The sequence below is a fragment of the Serratia sp. B501 genome (assembly GCF_051172315.1).
GTDB classification, from domain to species: domain Bacteria; phylum Pseudomonadota; class Gammaproteobacteria; order Enterobacterales; family Enterobacteriaceae; genus Serratia; species Serratia ureilytica.
Window position 1 is genome coordinate 493187 of sequence record NZ_JBPIZB010000002.1, and the last position, 16349, is coordinate 509535.

The window sequence follows — 16349 nt, forward strand, 5'->3', positions numbered from 1 at the left end:
GGTTTACAACAATGTCTGTCACCGCTTCCGACCTGGCGTTTGACCAACGCCATATCTGGCACCCCTACACCTCCATGAGCCGCCCGTTACCCTGTTACCCGATCGAATCGGCCAGCGGCGTCGAACTTCAGCTGGCGGACGGCCGGAGTCTGGTGGACGGCATGTCCTCCTGGTGGGCGGCGATCCACGGTTACAACCATCCGCGCCTGAATCAGGCCGCCAGCCAGCAGTTGGAGAAGATGTCGCACGTGATGTTCGGCGGCATTACCCATCCGGCCGCCATCTCGTTGTGCCGTCGGCTGGTGGAAATGACGCCGGAAGCGCTGCAGTGCGTGTTCCTGGCGGACTCTGGTTCGGTGGCGGTAGAAGTGTCGCTGAAAATGGCGCTGCAGTACTGGCAGGCGCGCGGCGAGCGCCGGCAGCGCATCCTGACGCTGCGCCACGGCTATCACGGCGATACCTTCGGCGCGATGTCGGTCTGCGATCCGGACAACTCGATGCACAGCCTCTATCAGGGGTATCTGGCGCCACACCTGTTCGCCACCGCGCCGCAGTGCCGCTTCGACGACGAATGGCGCGAAGAGGATATCGCGCCGTTCGCCGCGCTGCTGGAGCAGCACGCCGGTGAAGTGGCGGCGGTGATCCTGGAACCGGTGGTGCAAGGCGCCGGCGGCATGCGCATCTACCATCCGACCTATCTCAAGCGGGTGCGCGAGCTGTGCGATCGCCATCAGGTGCTGCTGATCGCCGACGAGATCGCCACCGGTTTCGGCCGCACCGGCAAGCTGTTCGCCTGCGAGCACGCGCAGGTGGTGCCGGACATTCTCTGTCTGGGCAAGGCGCTGACCGGCGGCTATATGACCCTTTCCGCCACCTTGACTACCCGCCATGTGGCGGAGACCATCAGCAACGGCGCGGCCGGCTGCTTTATGCACGGGCCGACCTTTATGGGCAATCCGCTGGCCTGCGCGGTGGCGGACGCCAGTCTGGCGCTGCTGGCGGAAAATCGCTGGCAGGCGCAGGTGAGCGCCATCGAAACCCAGTTGAAGCGGGAACTGTTGCCGTTGGCGGCGCTGCCGAAGGTGGCCGACGTGCGGGTGCTGGGCGCGATTGGGGTGGTGGAGATGCGCGAATCGGTGGATGTCGCCGAGCTGCAGCGCGGGTTCGTCGAGCGCGGGGTATGGATCCGGCCGTTCGGCAAGCTGATTTACCTGATGCCGCCTTACATCATCGAAGCGGACCAGCTCAGCCGCCTGACCGCCGCCGTCGCCGCCGCCGCGCGTTAATGCCTTACCAATGCTGGTCCAGATAGCGGGCCAGCAATCCCAAACACAGCAGCCACAGTAAAATGATCATCGCCGCCGCCATGCGGCCGGTGGGATTATCGACGCGCTTTTGCGCCTTCTCGCGCAGCTCGGCCATCAGCGGTTTGGGGATCAGCCGCACCGCCAACATGATGCCCAACGGCACGATGATCACATCGTCCAGATAGCCCAGCACCGGAATAAAATCCGGGATCAGATCGATCGGTGAGATCGCATAGCCGGCGACCAGCAGCGCGATCAGCTTGGCGTACCACGGGGTGCGCTTATCACGGGCGGCCAGCCACAGCGCGTAGATATCGCGCTTGATGCCTTTGGCCCAACGGCGCAGCCAGCCGAACCACGGCGTGCGTTTTTTCAGTGAAATCATGATTACTTCATATAAGAACGTAAAACGGTCATCAATTGCTCGATGTCCTGCTCGCGCTGCTGCGGCGTAGCGTCCGCGGCAGCCAGATGTTCGCGCACATGCCCTTCCAGCACCTGCGCCATCAGACCGTTGACCGCGCCGCGCACCGCCGCGATCTGCTGCAGAACAGCCGAACATTCGCCGCCGCTCTCCAGCGCGCGCTCCAGCGCTTCGGCCTGCCCTTTAATGCGGCGCACCCGCGCCAACAGCTTCTTTTGATCTCTGTGGGTATGGCTCATCATTTCCGCCTGATTGTTATTTACTATACTGGGGTATAGTATATTTCAGCACACTATCTTTTGCTGAGGAACTTCACCATGACGTCTCACGCGCCCGTTTTGCACCGCGAGCACAGCCACGTTTTTGACGATGGTAACCCATTGGCCGAAAGAAACACCAGATGGGCGGTGATACTCACCGCCAGTATGATGGCTATCGAGATCGCCGGCGGCTGGCTGTTTAACTCGATGGCATTGCTGGCCGACGGCTGGCACATGAGTTCGCACGCGCTGGCCCTGGGCCTGTCGGTGCTGGCTTACGACGCCGCACGCCGGCTGGCCAAGGATCGCCGCTTTAGCCTCGGCACCTGGAAGATCGAAGTGCTGGCCGGTTACACCAGCGCGGTGTTGTTGGTGCTGGTGGCGGCGCTGATGCTGTTTCAGTCTGGGCAGCGGCTGCTGAATCCCAGCCCGATTCATTACAACGAAGCCATCGCCATCGGCGCGATCGGGCTGGCCGTCAACCTACTCTGCGCCTGGCTGTTGCGCGGCGGCGGCCACCATCATCATCACGGGGATGACCACGACGACACTCATCATGACCTCAACCTGCGTTCTGCCTATGTTCACGTGCTCGCCGACGCCGCCACCTCGGTGCTGGCGCTCGTCGCGCTGTTCGGCGGCAAGCTTTGGGGCGCCGCCTGGCTCGATCCGCTGATGGGCATCGTCGGCGCGGCGATGGTGGCCGCCTGGGCCTATAGCCTGATGCGCGATAGCGGAAAGATTTTGCTGGATGCCGAAATGGACGCCCCGGTGGCGCAAGACATCCGCCAGGCCCTGGCCGCTTCCGGCCACGCGCTCACGCTGACCGATTTGCATGTAGGCCGCATCGGCAAAGGAAAATATCATTGCGTCCTCGCCCTGAGCAGCGCCGATCGCACCCTCACCGCCGATCGGGTGCGCCAACTGTTGGCCGCGCATCCCGAACTGGTGCATGTCACCGTCGAGATCAACCGTCCGCCGCTGGCGCAAGGGGTTGTATTGTTCCACCGAAAAGATCTAGCTTAAGGGTCCGCGTTTATCGACAACTGGGAGTCATTATGGCTTTTCGTTTGTACAGCAACGATCTGCAGGACGGCGGCACAATGCCGCAGACGCAGGTCTTCAACGGCATGGGCTACCGCGGCGATAACCTGTCGCCGCACCTGGCCTGGGACGGCGTGCCCGCCGGCACCAAAAGCTTCGTCGTCACCCTGTACGATCCCGATGCCCCGACCGGCTCCGGCTGGTGGCACTGGGTGGTGGCCAATATTCCGGCCGACGTGCGCGAGCTGCCGCAGGGCGCAGGCTCCGGCAAAGCGCCGCTGCCGAGCGCCGCGCTGCAAACCCGTACCGACTTCGGCTCGGCCGGTTACGGCGGCGCCGCGCCGCCGAATGGCGAACGCCACCGCTATCAGTTCACCGTGCATGCGCTGGACGTGGAAAGCATTGAGGTGGATGAAGGTTCCAGCGGCGCGTTGGTGGGCTTTAACGTGCATTTCCACAGCCTCGGCAGCGCCACGCTGACGGTGATGTTCAACTGATTGATCTCCGCCCATAAAAAAGCGCGGCTCAACCGAACCGCGCTTTTCTGCTCTGCCCGCCGAATTACTTCGCCAGCACGCTTACCCACATCGGGCCTTTGCCCACCGGATAACGCGCCAACATAGTCAGCTGACCGCTGGCCTGATCAATTTCATGCACCGCGATGTGATCGGACTTCTGGCCGGACGAAATCACGAAGCGGCCGCTGTGATCGATATTGAAACCGCGCGGTTGCGCTTCGGTCGGATAATAGCCGACCACGCTCAACGTGCCGCCGTCTTCGGAGACGCTGAAGAGGGTCAGAATGCTGGCGGTGCGATCGCTGGTGTACAGGAAGCGGCCGTTCGGCGTGATATGAATGTCCGCCGCCCAGCGGGTGCCGTCGAAATCGTCCGGCATGATATCCAGCGTTTGCGTCACGGTGTATTTGCCGCCGTTTTCCGAAATGGCCAGCACGTCCACCGTGCCGTTCAGCTCGTTGACGCAGTAAGCGAACTTGTCGTTGTGGTGGAACGCCATATGGCGCGGACCGGCGCCGGCGGCGATATCCACCGCGTCCTGCGCGTGCGGCGTCAGCTGGCCCGCCAGGCTCAGGTTGAACAGACGGATGCGGTCTTCTTTCAGACACGGCACCAGCACCAGCTGGTTGGTCGGATCGATGTTGGCGGAGTGCGGCGCGCTCAGGCCGTCGATCTGTTGGATCGGCGCCGTGACCACGCCGTCGTGGCCGATCGGGCTGATGCTGGCGCAGTTGCCGCTGTAGGAAGCGGAGAACAGGTAACGCCCCTGCAAATCGGTGGAGATATGGGTCGGGCTGCCCGGCAGCGGCGCCATGCCGGCCTGCTGCAGCGTGCCGTCCGCCTCGATGCGGTAGCTGACGATGCCGAACGCCGGACGTACGCCGACGTACAGGTGAGTCTTGTCCGGATGAAGGGTCATCGGCTGCACCTGGCCCGGCACGTCAACGGTTTGCAGCAGCGTCAGCGCGCCGGCGTCGTCCAACTGCCAGACGTGGATCTGCTGGCTCTCCGGGCTGGCGACATAAACGATTTGCTTCATGTGTTCTCCTTGCAAAGGGTAAAAGAGGAACCGGTTTCAGGCCGTTCGCTTGTCCCTAGCTTACCGCACATCCGTCGCATGGCAACCCTGCTTAGCACCGGAAGCTCACGCGGTTTTCTCCATTGGCTATCCGGTGTACCATCGGATTAATTTTATGGCTAACGATAACGAGAACCCTATGAGCTACCGCGTCATCGCCCTCGATCTTGACGGCACCCTGCTGGACAATCAAAAACGCATCTTACCGCAGTCGCTGGAAGCGCTGGCGCAGGCGCGCGCCGCCGGCGTCCAGGTGGTGGTGGTCACCGGCCGCCATCACGTCGCCATCCATCCGTTCTACCAGGCGCTGCAGATAGACACGCCGGCCATCTGCTGCAACGGCACTTACCTGTATGATTTTCAGCAGAAAAAGGTGCTGGCCGCCGATCCCTTGGCGAAGGAGCAGGCCAAACAGGTGCTGCAGATGCTCAAACAGACCGACATTCATGGGCTGATGTACGTTGACGACGCCATGCTGTATCAGGAACCGAGCGGCCACGTGACTCGCTCGCTGGCCTGGGCCGAAACTTTGCCTGCGGCGCAGCGCCCGACGCTGCTGCAGGTCGGCAGCCTGGCGCAGGCGGCCGACGACGCGCAGGCGATCTGGAAATTCGCCACCTCGCACGCCGATATTCCGGCGCTGCGCGAGTTTGCCGACACGGTGGAAAAAGAGCTGGGGTTGGCGTGCGAATGGTCCTGGCACGATCAGGTGGATATCGCCAAAGGCGGCAACAGCAAAGGCAAACGCCTGCGCCAATGGGTGGAGTCGCAGGGGCTGAGCATGGATCAGGTGGTGGCGTTCGGCGACAACTACAACGACATCAGCATGCTGGAAGCGGTCGGTTTGGGCGTGGCGATGGGCAACGCCGATGACGCGATCAAGGAACGCGCCGATCTGGTGATCGCCGATAACCTGCAGCCGGGCATCGCCGAGGTGATCCGCACCCGCGTGCTGTAGTCTTTTCGCCCTCCCGCCGGGAGGGCCCGCCTTAACGGCTCTCGCGGCTGATCGACACGCTTTTCACCTGCGCGTACAGCCACTGCCCGGGGCGGATCGCCAGTTCGTCTCGCGCCCAGGGCGTGATGCGCGCCCACAGCACGTGTTCCCCGACCACCAGCTTCACTTCCACCTGCCCGTCCACGTCCAGACACTCGCTGACCTTGGCCGGCAAGACGTTGCGAATGCTGCTGTTGACCGGCGGCTGCAGCACCAGCGAGACGTCGGCGGCATTGATGCGAATGCGCAGCTGAGTGCCCAATTCGGCATCGATGCCGCTGACCCACAGCCTTTGATCGCCGAGCGCCAGCGCGGTCATGGCATAGCGTTGATGATGCTCAATCACGCTGACGCGCAGCACGCTGCTCTGATCTTCACGTTGCAGCCACGGCCGCAGCGCGCTGCTGGCCCAGACAGCTTCCAGCCCGCCGAACGCGCGCACCTCGCCGCGATCCAGCACCAATACCTGCTCGGCCAGGCGCAGGATCTCGTCCAGGCTGTGGCTGACATAGAGGATGGGGATGTTCACGTCCTGCGCCAACCGCTCCAGATACGGCAGCAGCTCGCGTTTGCGCGGCAGATCGAGCGAGGCCAGCGGTTCGTCCATCAGCAGCAGTTCAGGCGCCGTCAGCAGCGCGCGGCCGATCGCCACCCGCTGTTTTTCACCGCCGGAGAGCGTCAGGGGCAGCCGATTAAGCAGCGGCCCGATGCCCAGCAGCTCGACGATGGTGTTGAACTGCGCACGCATGCCGGCTGCCATGCCGTACTGCAGGTTGCCGCGCACCCGATAGTGCGGGAACAGCCGCGCATCCTGAAACACATAGCCGATACGGCGCTTTTCCGGCGGCAGGCAGAGGCCCACAGCGGTATCCACCAGCGTGCGGCCATTAAGCGCGATGCGCCCCTGCTGCAGGCGGGTCAGGCCGCCGATGGCGTTGATCAATGAAGTTTTGCCTGCGCCGGACAGGCCGAAAATCGCGGTGATGCCCTGCGCCGGCAAATCGGCGCGGACGTTGAGATTGAGGTCGCCCAGCTGCTGCGAGAAATCCAGCGCCAGCATTTACACCCCCATCCGTTTGCGGCCCCAGCGGGCCAGCCATTCGGACACCATCAGCGAAGCCAGCGACAGCACGATGGCGATCACGCACAGACGCGCGGCGGCGGCCTCCGCCCCCGGCGTTTCAATCAGCGTATACATCGCCAGCGGAATGGTGCGGGTTTCACCGGGAATGTTGGAGACGAAGGTAATGGTGGCGCCAAACTCCCCCAGCGAACGGGCGAAGGCCAGCACCACGCCGACAATGACGCCGGGCAGCGACAGCGGCAGCGTGATGGTGAAAAATACCCGCCACGGATTGGCGCCCAGCGTGCGCGCCGCCTGTTCCAGCCGGGTATCCACCGCCTCCAGCGCCAGCCGAATGGCGCGCACCATCAGCGGAAACGCCACCACCGCCGACGCCAGCGCGGCGCCGCGCCAGCTAAAGCTGAAGCTGAAGCCGAACCAATCGTACAGCCGCTCGCCGATGACGCCGCGCCGCCCCATGGCGATCAGCAGCAAATAACCGACCACCACCGGCGGCAGCACCAGCGGCAGGTGAATGACGCCATCGAGCAGCGCCTTGCCGGGAAAACGGCAGCGCACCAGCACCCAGGCCATCAGAATGCCGAACGGCAGGCTGCAGACTACCGCCAAACCGGAGACTTTCAGGCTCAGCTCAACCGCCTGCCATTCGTACTCGCTCAGAATCATTTACGCGGGGTAAATCCATAATGTTCGAAAATAGCGGCCGCTTCCGGGCTCTTCAAATAGGTATAGAAAGCGCTGACCGTCGGATTTTGACGATCTTTCACAATCGCCATCGGATATTCAACCGGTTTGTGGCTGTCTTCCGGGAACACGCCCACCACTTTCACCTTGTCGCTGGCGACCGCGTCGGAACCGTAAACGATGCCGAGCGGCGCTTCACCGCGCTCCACCAACGCCATCGCGCTGCGCACATTGTTGGCGCGCGCCAGTTTAGGCTCCAGCGTGCGCCAGGCGCCCAGATGCTCCAGCGCCTCTTTGGCGTAGATGCCGGCCGGCACGTGATCCGGATCGCCCACCGCCAGGCGGCCGCCGTTCAGCAGTTTGGCCCAATCGGTCTGCTTGTCGATGGCGATCTTGTCTTGTTTATCGTTCTTGGCGGCGATCAGCACCAGTTCGTTGCCCAGCAGCGTATAGCGGGTGTCTTTCACCATCTGCTGCTTGTCGATGGCGTAATCCATCCACTGTTGATCGGCGGAGATAAACAGATCGGCCGGGGCGCCCTGCTCAATTTGGCGCGCCAGCGTCGAGGACGACGCGAAGGAGGAAACCACCTGCACGTCCTTGCCTTTTTGATACTGGGTGGCGATGTCCTGCAGCGCGTTGGTCAGCGACGCGGCGGCGAACACGGTGATCTTTTCCGCCGCCGAGGCCTGAGTCACCAGGCCCGATGCCAACACGATCCCGCCAACCCATTTGGTCCATTGCTGTTTCATTGTTTTTCTCCGCAAGTTAACGTGCATTATCACTCTTCGTTATATAAAAAATAATATAACGTTGCGCGAAAGCTTGTCATGCGGTTTATCGGCAAAGCGTGAGATAACTTGAGGAATGCCCGCCGGGCGATGCCGACGGGTATCGGGATGGGGAACGGTCAGTGCTGGGTGCGGTTTTCTTTCGAACGGCCCACTTTGGAGAAGACGTTGAACACTTCGCCAAAACCGTAGATCAAGCCGAGAATGAGCGCCATGACCACCGGCACCATCACCACGGCGAATAACAGACTTTTCAATAATTCCAACATGATAGCCTCGCTTAACTGCCCATTGAGCGGCAAATGCCTTTCACCGCATATCGGGTTATTCTAACCCAAAAAATCGCTAAAACCGGAGTTATTTTAGCCAGCGAGGCGAAATTATGATCGGCCAAACGTGCCCTTTGGCGCTTTGCCGCCAAATCGGCGACAATACGATTTTTGCCGCCGACAGGATGCGCTATGCAGGCCGAAATTCTTCTGACTCTCAAACTCCAGCAAAAGCTGTTCGCCGATCCGCGCCGCATCGCGCTGCTGAAACAGGTACAGCACACCGGCTCCATCAGCCAGGGCGCCAAACTGGCGGGCATCAGCTACAAAAGCGCCTGGGACGCCATCAATGAGATGAACCAACTGGCGGAACAAACGGTGGTGGAACGCGCCACCGGCGGCAAAGGCGGCGGGGGCGCGCATTTGACGCACTACGGCCAACGGCTGATCCAGCTGTACGATCTGCTGGGCCAGGTGCAGCAAAAAGCCTTCGACGTGCTGCAGCAGGACGATCTGCCGCTCGATAGCCTGCTGGCGGCCATCTCGCGCTTCTCGCTGCAAACCAGCGCGCGCAATCAGTTTTTCGGCACCGTGATCGAACGCGACCACCAGCAGGTACAGCAGCATCTGGCGATCCTGCTGAACGACGGCAGCACTCGCCTGACGGCGGCCATTACCCAGCAAAGCGCCGATCGGCTGCAGCTGACGCCCGGCAAAGAGGTGCTGGCGCTGATCAAGGCGCCCTGGGTGCGTCTGAGCGTCGATGCGGACGATAACGCCGACGCGGAGAATGCGCTGGCGGGCGTGGTGGCCGGCATTCAGCCGGGCGCCGAACACAGCGAGGTGCTGGTGACGCTGGCGGGCGGCGAAACCCTGTGCGCCACCCTGACGACGGCGGAGCTGCAGCGCCTGCAACTGAGCGTCGGCGACGCCGTACACGCCCTGTTCAACGCCGATCGGGTGATTGTCGCCACGTTGTGTTAAGCGCAACGTGATGTTGCGTTTTTGTTGATTGACATCACCCGGCAATGCGCCTATTTCTAAGGCAAATAATTGCAAAAAAAGGAACAGGTGATGTCGTCGTTGCACATTTCGCAAGGTTCATTCCGCTTGAGCGATACCCGCACCCTGACGCTGGAAGCGCTGGCGATCCAGGCCGGCGACAGCTGGGCCTTCGTCGGCGCCAACGGCAGTGGCAAATCCGCCCTGGCGCGCGCGCTGGCCGACGAACTGGTTCTGCTGCGCGGCGAACGCCGCAGCGACTTTCAGCATGCGGTGCGCATCTCCTTCGAACAGTTGCAAAAGATGGTCAGCGACGAGTGGCAACGCAACAATACCGATCTGCTCAGCGCGGACGAAGACGACACCGGCCGTACCGCGGCGGAGATCATTCAGGAAGAGGTGAAAGACGCCGCGCGCTGTGAGCGACTGGCCGCGCAGTTCGGCATTATCGCCCTGCTGACGCGCCGCTTCAAATACCTGTCTACCGGCGAAACGCGTAAAACCCTGCTGTGCCGCGCGCTGATGCCGCAGCCCGACCTGCTGATCCTCGATGAACCTTTCGACGGGCTGGACGTGCACTCGCGCGCGCAGCTCGCCGCGCTGCTGAGCGAGCTTTCCGCCCAGGGGCAAACCGTGGTGCTGGTGCTCAACCGTTTCGACGAAATACCGGATTTTGTCCGGCAGGTGGGCGTGCTGGCGGACTGCACCCTGACCAACCGCGGGCCGCGCAGCCAGGTGATGGCGGACGCGCTGGTGGCGCAGCTGGCGCACAGCGAAAACCTCAGCGGGCTGGCGCTGCCGGAAACGGAGGATCCGACGCAAAAAGAGGCCCTGCCGGCGGATCGTCCGCTGATCGTCCTGCGTGACGGCGTGGTCAGCTATAACGATCGGCCGATCCTCAATCATCTCGACTGGCAGGTGAACCCCGGTGAACACTGGCAGATCGTCGGCCCGAACGGCGCCGGCAAATCCACCCTGCTCAGTTTGATCACCGGCGATCACCCGCAGGGCTACAGCAACGATCTGACGCTGTTCGGCCGCCGCCGCGGCAGCGGGGAAACCATCTGGGAAATCAAACGCCATATCGGCTACGTCAGCAGCAGCCTGCATCTGGATTATCGCGTCAACACCAGCGTGCGCAACGTGGTGCTGTCGGGGTTCTTCGATTCGATCGGCATTTATCAGGCGGTCTCGGATCGCCAGCGGCAGCTGACCGAGCAATGGCTGGCGCTGCTTGGGCTCGACGGCGCGCGCGGTGACGCCCCGTTCCACAGCCTTTCCTGGGGCCAACAGCGATTGGCGCTGATCGCCCGCGCGCTGGTGAAGCACCCGGCGCTGCTGATCCTCGACGAGCCGCTGCAAGGGTTGGATCCGCTCAATCGCCAGCTGGTGCGCCGCTTCATCGACGTGCTGATCGGCCAGGGCGCCACGCAGCTGCTGTTCGTTTCGCACCATGCCGAAGATGCGCCGCAGTGCATCACCCACCGCCTCAGCTTCGTGCCCGACGGCGAGGGCGGCTACGGCTATCAACACCAGCGGCTGGAGGCGGCCTCCGTCTGAAACGCGGCGTAAACATATCCGGCAACACTTCACCGCAGCACATCACATTTGGCCTTTTATCATAGAAAGAAAGAAGGCCATTTTCTGGAGACGCCATGTCCGCTGCGTTGATTATCATCGACCTGATCGAGGATCTTATCGGGCCCAAAGGCCGCGCCAACCACTGCCGTGAACAGGTGGCGGCGACCCACCTGCTCGCTAACGTCAATGCCGCCGCGGCCTATGCCCGGGTGCGGAAAATCCCGGTGATCTGGGTGCGGGTGGGATTTGCCGACGATTATCATGACATCCCGCCTCACTCGCCGCTGTTCAACCATCTCAAGCAGATCGGCGCGCTGCGGCTAAACGGCCCGGGATGCCGCTGGGTGCCCGAACTGCACCGGGAAGAGACCGATCTGCAGTTTGAAAAAACGGCGGTTAGCGCCTTCTCCGGTAACAATTTGTTAGCCTGGCTGCGGCAACATCGGTGCCACCATTTGTTGCTGGCGGGCATCAGCACGCCGCTCGCCATCGAAAGCACCGCGCGTCAGGCGCACGACGCCGGCTTTCAGGTGACCGTATTGCACGATCTGTGCGCAGCCCCTACGCAGGAGATCCACCAGCAGAGTCTGGATACCCTGCAAAATCTGGCCGAAATCACCCGTTCGCAGGCCTGGATGAGAGGCTAAGCTACATCGCCGCCGGTTGTGTCGGCCGGCATAATGCACGAATGCATCACTGCCCCGACCTTTAGCGTCATTCTGGTGTGCTACTATCCGCTTTAGCGCTCAATTTCGCCATCATCGCACGCCGCAAAGGCGCTGAGCGCCGTGTACATATTTAAGGGATATATTATGTGGGGCGTACTGGCTGCTTCGTTATTTTTCTTGCCGTTTAACCGGCTGATAGCCTGGGTGATCCTGGCCGCCTCGGCGGGCATGGGGCTTTATCATGGGGTGCTGACGCCACTCAGCCTGGGTTGCCTGTTGGCCATCGTGGCGCTGGCGGGTCTACGTCATTATTTTCGCGCGCAGCGTAATCTGGCGATCGCGCTCGAAGGGTTGGTGATCGCCGGCTGCGTGGCGCTGTTCTTGCATCTGGTGCCGGGCATCCACAACCAGCTGATGATCGACGGCGAAAAGGCCGGCCCGCTCAGCGCGCCGTTCACCATGTATTACAACTTCGACAAGGCGATGGTGCCGTTCCTGCTGTTCGCCTGCTTGCCCACATTGTTTTCCGCCGAACGCGGCGGCAACGGCGGCAAGGCGGGCTGGATTGCGCTGCTGCTGGCCGTCCCGGCGCTGTTGCTGCTGGCGGTGGCGCTGGGCGGCTTAAAAATCGAGCTGCATGCGCCCGCCTGGATCCTGCCCTTCGTCATGGCGAACCTGTTCTTCGTCTGCATGGCCGAAGAAGCGCTGTTTCGCGGCTACCTGCAGCAGCGCCTCAGCCAGTGGCTGGGGGCCTGGCCGGCGCTGATCGTCGCCTCCCTGGTGTTCGGCGCCGCGCATCTGGCGGGCGGTACGCTGATGGTGATCTTCGCGACCCTCGCCGGCGTGATCTACGGCCTGGCGTGGATGTGGAGCGGCCGTCTGTGGGTGCCGATTCTGTTCCATTTCGGACTGAACCTGACCCATCTGCTGTTCTTCACCTACCCGCTGTATCAGCATCCCTAACGTCTGACGCCGGCAGAGAGTGCTTCTCTGCCGGTGGCTGGATGAAAACGCTATCACAAGCGCCTCACCGCCCCGCCATCAACCGCTTTGCATGCTGCTTTACGCCGCCTGTCCTGCGCTTTTCACCAAAGTGTAAACGATTCCATTTTTCGCGTTGGATCACCTTTTTATCGCTGTAGCCATGCTATCTTTTTGCGCATTGACCACTCCCTGTTCAGCAATGGGCGTATCAAGACGGTAATTGGAAGCGATTACACCGTCGTCGACGCCAAGAAAGGAACCGTATGACGGAATTTAACCCTATCGACCATCCGCACCGCCGCTTTAACCCGCTGAGCGGCCAGTGGGTGCTGGTCTCACCGCACCGCGCCAAGCGCCCCTGGCAGGGCCAACAGGAGAGCGTCCCCACGGCAACGCTGCCGGCGCACGATCCCGACTGTTTCCTGTGCCCGGGCAACGCGCGCGTCACCGGCGATCGCAATCCGGAATATCGCGGCACCTATGTCTTTACCAACGATTTCGCCGCGCTGATGAGCGATACGCCGCCGGCGCCCGACAGCCACGATCCGTTGATGCGCAGCCAGAGCGCGCGCGGCGTCAGCCGGGTTATCTGTTTCTCTCCCGATCACAGCAAGACCCTGCCCGAACTGACGCTGCCGGCGCTGGAGCAAGTAGTCGCCGCCTGGCAGGCGCAAACCGAGGAGCTGGGCAAGCACTACCCCTGGGTGCAACTGTTCGAAAACAAAGGCACGGCGATGGGCTGCTCCAACCCGCACCCGCACGGGCAGGTCTGGGCCAACAGTTTTCTGCCGAACGAGGCCGAACGCGAAGATCGCTTGCAACACGACTATTTCCGGAAACATGCCTCCCCGCTGCTGCTGGACTATGCGCAGCGCGAGCTGGCCGCAGGCGAACGCATCGTGGTGAACACCGAACACTGGCTGGCGGTGGTGCCCTACTGGGCCGCCTGGCCGTTTGAAACGCTGCTGCTGCCGAAAACGGCGGTGCAGCGCATCACCGATCTCAGCGCGGCGCAAAGCCGCGATCTGGCGCTGGCGCTGAAGAAGCTGACCAGCCGCTACGACAACCTGTTCCAGTGCTCGTTCCCCTATTCGATGGGATGGCACGGCGCGCCGTTCAACGGCGCCGACAACCGGCACTGGCAGCTGCACGCCCATTTCTATCCGCCGCTGCTGCGCTCAGCCAGCGTGCGCAAATTTATGGTCGGTTACGAGATGCTGGCGGAAACCCAGCGTGACCTGACCGCCGAACAGGCCGCAGAGCGTCTGCGCGCCGTCAGCGATATTCATTACCGTGAAGCCGGAGCCCAAGCATGAGCCTGAAACCGCTTACCCATTCCCTGTTCACCGAACACTTCGGCTATGCGCCGGCGTTGACCATCCAGGCGCCGGGGCGGGTGAACCTGATCGGCGAGCATACCGATTACAATGACGGCTTCGTGCTACCCTGCGCCATCGATTACCAAACCGTTATCGCCTGCGCCAAGCGCGACGACCGTCAGATCCGCGTGCTGGCCGCCGATTATCAGAATCAGCAGGATCAATTCTCGCTCGACGATCCGATCGTCAGCCATCCCGACCAGCGCTGGTCTGACTATGTCCGCGGCGTGGTGAAGCACCTTCAGCGCCGTAACGCCGATTTCGGCGGCGCGGATCTGGTGATCGCCGGCAATGTGCCGCAGGGCGCGGGGCTCAGCTCCTCCGCCGCACTGGAAGTGGCGGTGGGCCAGGCGCTGCAGGCGCTCTATCAGTTGCCGCTGGACGGCGTGGCGCTGGCGCTGAACGGCCAGGAGGCGGAGAACCAATTCGTCGGTTGCAACTGCGGCATCATGGACCAGCTGATCTCCGCGCTCGGCCGGCGCGACAGCGCTCTGCTGATCGACTGCCGCTCGCTGGAGACCCGCGCGGTGCCGATGCCGGACAGCGTGGCGGTGGTGATCATCAACTCCAATGTGCAACGCGGGCTGGTGGACAGCGAATACAACACCCGCCGCAAACAGTGCGAAGAAGCGGCGCGTTTCTTCGGCGTCAAGGCGCTGCGCGACGTGAGCCCCGAACAGTTTGCAGCGCGTCAACATGAGTTGGATCCGTTGGTGGCCAAACGCGCGCGCCATGTCATCAGCGAGAATGCCCGCACGTTGGCGGCGGCCGATGCGCTGGCGGCCGGCGATCTGCAACGCATGGGCCGGCTGATGGCGGAGTCTCACGCCTCGATGCGTGACGACTTTGAAATCACCGTGCCGCCAATCGATCGGTTGGTCGAGATTGTCAAAGCGACCCTCGGCCCGCGCGGCGGCGTGCGCATGACCGGAGGCGGCTTTGGCGGCTGCATCGTCGCGCTGATGCCACAGGACCTCGTGGAAACGGTGCGCGCCGCCGTGGCGCACGAGTATCCGCGGCAAACCGGCGGATTGCGGGAAACGTTTTACGTCTGCCAGGCTTCGCAGGGGGCCGGCACATGCTGACGGTGAGCACGGAAGCGGCGCCCGATGGGCAGCCTTACCAGCTGACGCGGCTGCAAAACGCCGGCGGCATGACCGTCACCCTGATGGACTGGGGCGCCACCTGGTTGTCCGCGGTATTACCGCTCACATCCGGCGAAAAACGCGAGCTGCTGCTCGGCTGCCGCAGCGCCGCGGACTATCAACGTCAGGGCGCCTATCTGGGCGCCACCGTTGGCCGTTACGCCAACCGCATCGCCAATGCCAGCCTGCCCATCGACGGTAAATCCCATGCGCTGCTCGCCAATCAGGGCGCGCACCAGTTGCACGGCGGCCCCGACGGTTTTCATACCCGCCGCTGGCGCCGGGTACAGCAGGATGCGCACCAGGTCTGCTATGCGCTGCATTCAGCGGATGGCGATCAGGGCTTCCCCGGCAATCTCGACGTGCAGGTTTGCTACCGCCTGACCCCCGATAATCGTCTGGAAATCAGCTATCTGGCGCAGGTCGATCGCCCCAGCCCGGTCAACCTGACCAACCACGCCTATTTCAATCTGGACGGCCCCGGCACCGACGCCCGCGCCCAACGGCTGCAGCTGTTCGCCGATCGCTATCTGCCCGTCGACGCCGAGGGCATTCCCTGCGCCGAGCTGACGCCGGTGGACGGCAGCGGCATGGATTTTCGTCAACCGAAAACGCTGCTGCAGGATTTCCTGCGCGATCGCGACCAACAGCGGGTCAACGGCTACGATCACGCCTTTCTGTTGCACCGCATCTGCGGCGCGCTGGAAAGCCCGGCGGCCCATTTATGGTCCGCCGACGGGCAGGTGCAAATGAGCGTGTTCACCGACGCACCTGCGCTGCAACTCTACAGCGGCAATTTTCTGGCCGGCACGCCGGCGCGCGAGGGCGGCAGCTATGCCAACCATGCCGGCGTGGCGCTGGAAAGCGAGTTTTTGCCGGACAGCCCGCACCATCCCGAGTGGCCGCAGCCGGATTGCTGGCTGCAGCCGGGGAGCCGCTACCGCAGCGCCACGCATTATCAGTTTTATCCTATCTAACCCGCCATGCCCCTCGCCGTGCGGCCGGGGGCGATTTGTTATAAATGCTTACCTTTTAGCCCTATCCCCCCGCCGGCGCCCACCTTCCCTTATTCCAAAGCGCGCACTACACTCAGGCTACCGTGATAAGCACAACGCCTTGTGCAACGTCACAATT

Annotated in this window: 18 protein-coding genes; 11 read left to right on the top strand and 7 right to left on the bottom strand. The window is 62.7% G+C overall.

What is annotated here, in order from left to right:
• Window positions 1-11: 11 nt before the first annotated feature.
• A complete protein-coding gene (gene bioA / locus ACSBQV_RS08855; RefSeq protein ID WP_099785336.1) occupies window positions 12-1286 on the top strand; it encodes an adenosylmethionine--8-amino-7-oxononanoate transaminase in 1275 nt (424 codons plus the stop codon).
• A 4-nt stretch (window positions 1287-1290) separates the two neighbouring features.
• Here bioA and ACSBQV_RS08860 read toward each other — a convergent pair whose 3' ends face one another.
• Together ACSBQV_RS08860 and ACSBQV_RS08865 are read right to left on the bottom strand one after the other, a co-directional pair.
• On the bottom strand, window positions 1291-1692 hold the full coding sequence (locus ACSBQV_RS08860; protein ID WP_025301916.1) for a YkvA family protein: 402 nt from the start codon (window positions 1690-1692) through the stop codon (window positions 1291-1293).
• Window positions 1693-1694: 2 nt separating this feature from the next.
• The gene (locus ACSBQV_RS08865) at window positions 1695-1970 is read right to left on the bottom strand and encodes a metal/formaldehyde-sensitive transcriptional repressor (RefSeq protein WP_025301915.1); all 276 of its coding nucleotides are present in this window, start codon (window positions 1968-1970) and stop codon (window positions 1695-1697) included.
• A gap of 78 nt (window positions 1971-2048) precedes the next feature.
• Here ACSBQV_RS08865 and dmeF point away from each other — a divergent pair, with 78 nt between their 5' ends.
• Window positions 2049-3017, top strand: a complete 969-nt coding sequence (gene dmeF, locus ACSBQV_RS08870) for a CDF family Co(II)/Ni(II) efflux transporter DmeF (RefSeq protein ID WP_099785338.1) — start codon at window positions 2049-2051, stop codon at window positions 3015-3017.
• 32 nt (window positions 3018-3049) lie between these two features.
• Window positions 3050-3532, top strand: coding sequence for a kinase inhibitor (locus tag ACSBQV_RS08875; RefSeq protein ID WP_042783877.1), 483 nt, complete (start codon window positions 3050-3052; stop codon window positions 3530-3532).
• A 64-nt stretch (window positions 3533-3596) separates the two neighbouring features.
• On the opposite strand, the gene pgl is transcribed toward ACSBQV_RS08875, so the two are convergent.
• A complete protein-coding gene (pgl, locus tag ACSBQV_RS08880; RefSeq protein ID WP_033652352.1) occupies window positions 3597-4592 on the bottom strand; it encodes a 6-phosphogluconolactonase in 996 nt (331 codons plus the stop codon).
• Window positions 4593-4770: 178 nt separating this feature from the next.
• Here pgl and ACSBQV_RS08885 point away from each other — a divergent pair, with 178 nt between their 5' ends.
• Window positions 4771-5589: a pyridoxal phosphatase gene (locus ACSBQV_RS08885; RefSeq protein WP_033652412.1), complete on the top strand. Its 819-nt coding sequence runs from the start codon at window positions 4771-4773 to the stop codon at window positions 5587-5589.
• Window positions 5590-5620: 31 nt separating this feature from the next.
• On the opposite strand, the gene modC is transcribed toward ACSBQV_RS08885, so the two are convergent.
• The 4 genes from modC to ACSBQV_RS08905 form a co-directional block, all read right to left on the bottom strand.
• Window positions 5621-6688 (bottom strand): molybdenum ABC transporter ATP-binding protein ModC, encoded by a 1068-nt coding sequence (gene modC / locus ACSBQV_RS08890; RefSeq protein ID WP_099785340.1) that lies wholly within the window; start codon window positions 6686-6688, stop codon window positions 5621-5623.
• The gene (modB, locus tag ACSBQV_RS08895; RefSeq protein ID WP_033642225.1) at window positions 6689-7378 is read right to left on the bottom strand and encodes a molybdate ABC transporter permease subunit; all 690 of its coding nucleotides are present in this window, start codon (window positions 7376-7378) and stop codon (window positions 6689-6691) included. It abuts the gene before it with no gap.
• Window positions 7375-8148 carry a molybdate ABC transporter substrate-binding protein gene (gene modA, locus ACSBQV_RS08900; protein WP_046686591.1) on the bottom strand — a complete coding sequence of 258 codons (774 nt, stop codon included), beginning with the start codon at window positions 8146-8148 and terminating at the stop codon, window positions 7375-7377. Before modA ends, modB begins: the two co-directional genes overlap by 4 nt.
• 158 nt (window positions 8149-8306) lie before the next feature.
• On the bottom strand, window positions 8307-8456 hold the full coding sequence (locus tag ACSBQV_RS08905) for an AcrZ family multidrug efflux pump-associated protein (RefSeq protein WP_004939813.1): 150 nt from the start codon (window positions 8454-8456) through the stop codon (window positions 8307-8309).
• 192 nt (window positions 8457-8648) lie between these two features.
• Here ACSBQV_RS08905 and modE point away from each other — a divergent pair, with 192 nt between their 5' ends.
• The 7 genes from modE to galM all read left to right on the top strand — a co-directional run bounded on the left by modE (window position 8649) and on the right by galM (window position 16192).
• Window positions 8649-9440: a molybdenum-dependent transcriptional regulator gene (gene modE, locus ACSBQV_RS08910; RefSeq protein ID WP_099785342.1), complete on the top strand. Its 792-nt coding sequence runs from the start codon at window positions 8649-8651 to the stop codon at window positions 9438-9440.
• A 90-nt stretch (window positions 9441-9530) separates the two neighbouring features.
• Window positions 9531-11018 carry a molybdate ABC transporter ATP-binding protein ModF gene (modF, locus tag ACSBQV_RS08915; protein ID WP_099785451.1) on the top strand — a complete coding sequence of 496 codons (1488 nt, stop codon included), beginning with the start codon at window positions 9531-9533 and terminating at the stop codon, window positions 11016-11018.
• Window positions 11019-11113: 95 nt separating this feature from the next.
• Entirely contained in the window at window positions 11114-11686 is a 573-nt protein-coding gene (locus ACSBQV_RS08920; RefSeq protein WP_033642216.1) for a cysteine hydrolase family protein, read from the top strand.
• Between the two features lie 165 nt (window positions 11687-11851).
• Complete coding sequence (locus ACSBQV_RS08925) at window positions 11852-12670, top strand: CPBP family intramembrane glutamic endopeptidase (protein WP_033652347.1); 819 nt, start codon at window positions 11852-11854, stop codon at window positions 12668-12670.
• Window positions 12671-12954: 284 nt separating this feature from the next.
• Window positions 12955-14007, top strand: a complete 1053-nt coding sequence (gene galT, locus ACSBQV_RS08930; RefSeq protein ID WP_099785344.1) for a galactose-1-phosphate uridylyltransferase — start codon at window positions 12955-12957, stop codon at window positions 14005-14007.
• Window positions 14004-15155 carry a galactokinase gene (gene galK / locus ACSBQV_RS08935; RefSeq protein ID WP_099785346.1) on the top strand — a complete coding sequence of 384 codons (1152 nt, stop codon included), beginning with the start codon at window positions 14004-14006 and terminating at the stop codon, window positions 15153-15155. The genes galT and galK overlap by 4 nt, the downstream gene beginning before the upstream one ends.
• On the top strand, window positions 15149-16192 hold the full coding sequence (gene galM / locus ACSBQV_RS08940) for a galactose-1-epimerase (protein ID WP_099785348.1): 1044 nt from the start codon (window positions 15149-15151) through the stop codon (window positions 16190-16192). The genes galK and galM overlap by 7 nt, the downstream gene beginning before the upstream one ends.
• Window positions 16193-16349: the final 157 nt, after the last annotated feature.